4 protein-coding genes are annotated in these 4036 nt (G+C 67.8%); 3 read left to right on the top strand and 1 reads right to left on the bottom strand.

The annotated features are described in order from the left end of the window. Nucleotides 1–405: class I SAM-dependent methyltransferase (locus FVW27_RS09600; protein ID WP_167124663.1), on the top strand; the 405-nt coding region annotated here is incomplete at its 5' end. A gap of 146 nt (nucleotides 406–551) precedes the next feature. Here FVW27_RS09600 and FVW27_RS09595 read toward each other — a convergent pair. Further along, entirely contained in the window at nucleotides 552–857 is a 306-nt protein-coding gene (locus FVW27_RS09595; RefSeq protein ID WP_167124661.1) for a Dabb family protein, read from the bottom strand. A 324-nt stretch (nucleotides 858–1181) separates the two neighbouring features. Between FVW27_RS09595 and FVW27_RS09590 the strand changes: the two genes are divergently transcribed. Both FVW27_RS09590 and FVW27_RS09585 read left to right on the top strand, forming a co-directional pair. Further along, nucleotides 1182–2870, top strand: a complete 1689-nt coding sequence (locus tag FVW27_RS09590) for a long-chain fatty acid--CoA ligase (RefSeq protein WP_167124659.1) — start codon at nucleotides 1182–1184, stop codon at nucleotides 2868–2870. A gap of 413 nt (nucleotides 2871–3283) precedes the next feature. Further along, nucleotides 3284–4036, top strand: a 753-nt coding sequence (locus tag FVW27_RS09585) for an HDOD domain-containing protein (RefSeq protein ID WP_167124657.1), incomplete at its 3' end; no start/stop codon positions are given.

Genomic DNA, 4036 nt, shown 5'->3' with positions numbered 1-4036 from the left:
AAGCCCTTTGCGGCGGGCGGCCCCGGCCTGCCCCCGGTGATCTGCCGGGCCTGCGAGGGCAGCGCCCTTCCCCTGCCCGACGGCGCGGTGGACCACGCCTTCGCCAACATGTACCTGCACCATGCCGAAGACCCAGGCGCGGCCCTGCGCGAAATGGCCCGCATCGTCCGGCCCGGCGGGCGGGTGGTGCTGACCGACCTGGATCTGCACGACAACGCCTTTCTGTTGCGGGAACACCACGACCGCTGGCCCGGCTTCCGGCGCGATGACGTGGCCCGCTGGCTGGGCGAGGCGGGGCTGGGCGACGTGCGCGTGGAAGACGCAGGGGGCACCTGCTGCGCCACCTCCGCCCGCGGGTGCGCCAGCGCCAGCATTTCCATCTTCGTGGCCTCGGGCACTCGCTGATTCCACCCTGGCAGGGCAGCGCGACCGGCATGACTGCGTGACCGGCATGCCCGGTATCCGGCAGCCTCCGAAACGGCACGGGGCGGAAGAGCCCGCGCTCTCCCGCCCCGGAAAAAGGCACCGCCGGGCACTCCCGGCCAGCGCGGCTACACCGTGAAGTCGATGGCCTTGCGGCTGGCCACGATCTTCTTGATGAAGCCCACGCACTGCACGTGCTCGGGGTGTTCGGCGTAGGCCTTCAGGCCTTCGGCGTCGTCGTGGGTGGACACCAGGATGATCTGCACCGGCTCGGTGGTGGTGCCGAGGAAGGTGGTGCTCACTTCCAGCCCCTTCAGGCTGGGAATCCTGCCCATGAGCGGGTCGAGCATGGCCTTCATCTTGGCGGCGTTCTCGGCGGCGGAAGCGCCTTCCGCCTCGTCCTTCAGGGTCCACCAGACGATATGCTTGAGCATGGGAAACCTCGTGCGGCGTTGGGGTTTGGATGGTCCTTCCGGTATGCGACACTACGGGCTGGGTGGTCAACCGGTGCAGGCATGCGCACCCGCAGGGGCAAACACCACAATCCACGAAAGCGCTTCTCCACGGCGCGGTGTGCCGCCCGCGCCCCCAGCGCCCTTGCCTGCTCGCACGCCCCCCCACTGCAACGCCATGCCGCCCGCCCCGGTCGGTGACGTTACGGCGACACCCCGCATTCCGCGCCTGCCGCCGCGTCGCATGGGATTGCGGCGAATCCGGCTTTGCCGTACATCCGTGAAGTCTCACATGAAGGAGCTTGCATGGAGTTGCAGACGCTTACCCTCAGGCGGGTGCTGGAACGCAGCGCCGAACTGTATGCCGACCAGCCCGCACTGTCGCAGATCGGCGGCACGCCGGTAACCTTTCGTGAACAGCTCGAACACGCCACCACGGTATCCGCCCTGCTGGCGGAACAGGGCGTGGCGCGCGGCGACCGGGTGGCCATCCTGTCCGAAAGCATGCCCAACTGGGGCATCGCCTATTTCGCCATTACCGCCATGGGCGCCATTGCCGTGCCCATTCTTCCGGAATTCCACGCGGATGCCGTGCACCACATCATCCGCCATTCGGAAGCCAAGGTGGTGCTGGTCTCCGAGCGGCTGTTCCCCAAACTGGAGGACGGCCAGTTCGACACCCCGCCGGTGCTCATCCAGATAGAGAATTTCCACCCCGTGCAGCAGGGCGCAACACGCGACAAGCTGCGCGAACTGAAGGAACGCGGCCTGCGCGAATTCCGCCGCCTGCGCGACAAGGCCATGCGCTTCACCCACCTGGCCGCCGAAGAGCCGGGCGAGGACGACGTGGCGGCCATCATCTACACCTCGGGCACCACCGGCCATTCCAAGGGCGTGGTGCTGACCCACCGCAACATCGTGTGGGATGCGGACACGGTGAAGACCATCGTGCAACTGGCCCCCGGCGACCGCATGCTGTCCATCCTGCCCCTGTCGCACACTTACGAATGCACGCTGGGGCTGGTGCTACCGGTGCTGAACGGTGCGCACGTCCACTACATGGACAAGCCGCCCACGGCGCGCGCCCTGCTGCCCGCGCTGGCCCAGGTGCGGCCCACGGCCATGCTGTCGGTGCCGCTGGTCATCGAAAAGATCTTCAAGTCCGCCGTGCTGCCCAAGTTCACCGATACCTGGCTGAAACGGCGGCTGTATGCGCTGCCCTTCGTGCGGCGCAAGCTGCATGCCATGGCGGGCAAGAAGCTGCTGCAAACCTTTGGCGGCGCGTTGCGCATCTTCTGCATCGGCGGCGCGGCCATAGCGCCGGACGTGGAACGCTTTCTGCGCGAGGCGGGCTTTCCGTACGCCATCGGCTACGGCCTCACCGAAACGTCGCCCCTGGTCGCGGGCTGCGGCCCGGCCGATACCCGCCTGACCGCCACAGGCTGGCCGCTGACCGGGGTGGAAGTGCGCATCGACGCGCCCGACCCGGCCACCGGCGAAGGCGAAATACTGGTGCGCGGCCCCAACGTGATGCGCGAATACGCCAAGGCGCCGGAGATCACCGCGTCCGTGTTCACCGAAGACTGGTGGTTCCGCACCGGCGATCTGGGCAAGTTCGACCGCGACGGCTACCTGTACATCAAGGGCAGGCTGAAGAACGTCATCGTGGGCCCCAGCGGCGAGAACATCTACCCCGAAGAGGTAGAGGCGATCATCCAGCAATCGCCGTACGTGATGGAATCGCTGGTGTTCCAGCTGGACGGCAGACTGGCGGCGCGCATCCACCTGGATCACGCGCGGCTGGACGAGGAATTCGGCGGGCTGCCCGCCACCAAGGCCCGGGATAAGGTGGCCGCCCTGCTGGAAGAACTGCGCAACGACGTAAACACCAAGGTGTCCACCTTCGCGCGGCTGCACAAGGTCATCGAGCAGACCGAACCCTTCGAAAAGACGCCCACCCACAAGATCAAGCGCTACCTGTACGTGGAGCAATAGACGACAGCGGCGGGCGGGATGCGCGACAGCGCCCGCCATCCTGCTTCAGCGAGAGTGGAGGCGGTCAAATTTCTTGGCCACCTTCCGGGGCCGGGAAAGGCAGGTTCAACTTCCTGCACGCTGGGCAAAGGCACGCCTTGGCATGCGAAGCGCGAAAAAAATCTTACATGTCGGCGCATTGCACCTGAACACTACGCGCAGACACGCCTTGGCACGCCTCATGCATTAAACAAGACATCCTTCCTTTCTTTGCATGACGCAGAAATCGGCTTGCGGGCGGTCCGCAAGCCGTTCTGCGTTTTAGCCCCCCCACACGTGGTGAGTGCCCGCTTTTCAAGCCGAGCGCTCTGGGATATCCGTCAGGCAGACGGACACACTCTGCCCGCGCCCCGCGCGGCACACCCGGCCACACCATGGGATTCTTCAACGGCGGAAAGCCCCGTGCCCCCGCCCCTTCCGCAGTCGCCCACAAGGCAGGTCCCGCGCCGCGTCCGGCCCAGCCCGGCCCTGGCTCCGGATCGGTGCGCGAAGCGAATGACGCAGCACGCCCCGGCCCTGCCGGGGTGGACACCCCTGCCGCGTGGGCGGAAGCGGAGTTGGCCCGGCGCTTTGCCCATGTGGACCTGACCCATCCGCTGCTGGCCGAACTGGCGGGCTGGGCACGCGCACGCCTGCTGCGCGATGGGCAGCCGGACACGCCCCGCACTGTCCGGAATCCTTCCGGCACCTCCACAGGTACATCCACGGACACATCCGCCGTGCCGCGCCCCACCTCACTTCACGCGGACGCGCCCTCGCTGGCCGCGCTGCTGGCCCGCCGACCGGCCCTGACCACCCCGCCGGAAGTGGTGCAGCGCCTGAGCGCGCTGGTGACCTCCGACGACGCCACCCCCGACGACGTGGCGCGCGTCATCCAGCACGACACCTACCTGACCGCCGCCGTGCTGCGCATCGCCAACAGCCCGCTGCACGCCCCGCTGGTGCCGGTGGAAACGGTGCAGCGCGCCGTGTTGCTGCTGGGCATGCGCCAGATTCTCAGCCTGGTCACCGCCGCTTCGCTGATGCGCCTGATGACCCCGCGCGACGTGGCTGCCCGGCGCACCTTCTGGCGCCACGCCGCATGTGCGGCCACGGCGGCTCGCGCCCTGGCCGTGGCCTGCGGCGGG

The sequence above is a fragment of the Nitratidesulfovibrio liaohensis genome (assembly GCF_011682075.1).
Lineage (GTDB): Bacteria > Desulfobacterota > Desulfovibrionia > Desulfovibrionales > Desulfovibrionaceae > Cupidesulfovibrio > Cupidesulfovibrio liaohensis.
This window is presented reverse-complemented; position numbering and strand designations above follow the sequence as displayed.

Coding starts and splice junctions, on each gene's coding strand:
- FVW27_RS09595 (WP_167124661.1), bottom strand. CDS start 857: ATGCTCAAGCATATCGTCTGGTGGACCCTGAAGGACGAGGCGGAAGGC.
- FVW27_RS09590 (WP_167124659.1), top strand. CDS start 1,182: ATGGAGTTGCAGACGCTTACCCTCAGGCGGGTGCTGGAACGCAGCGCC.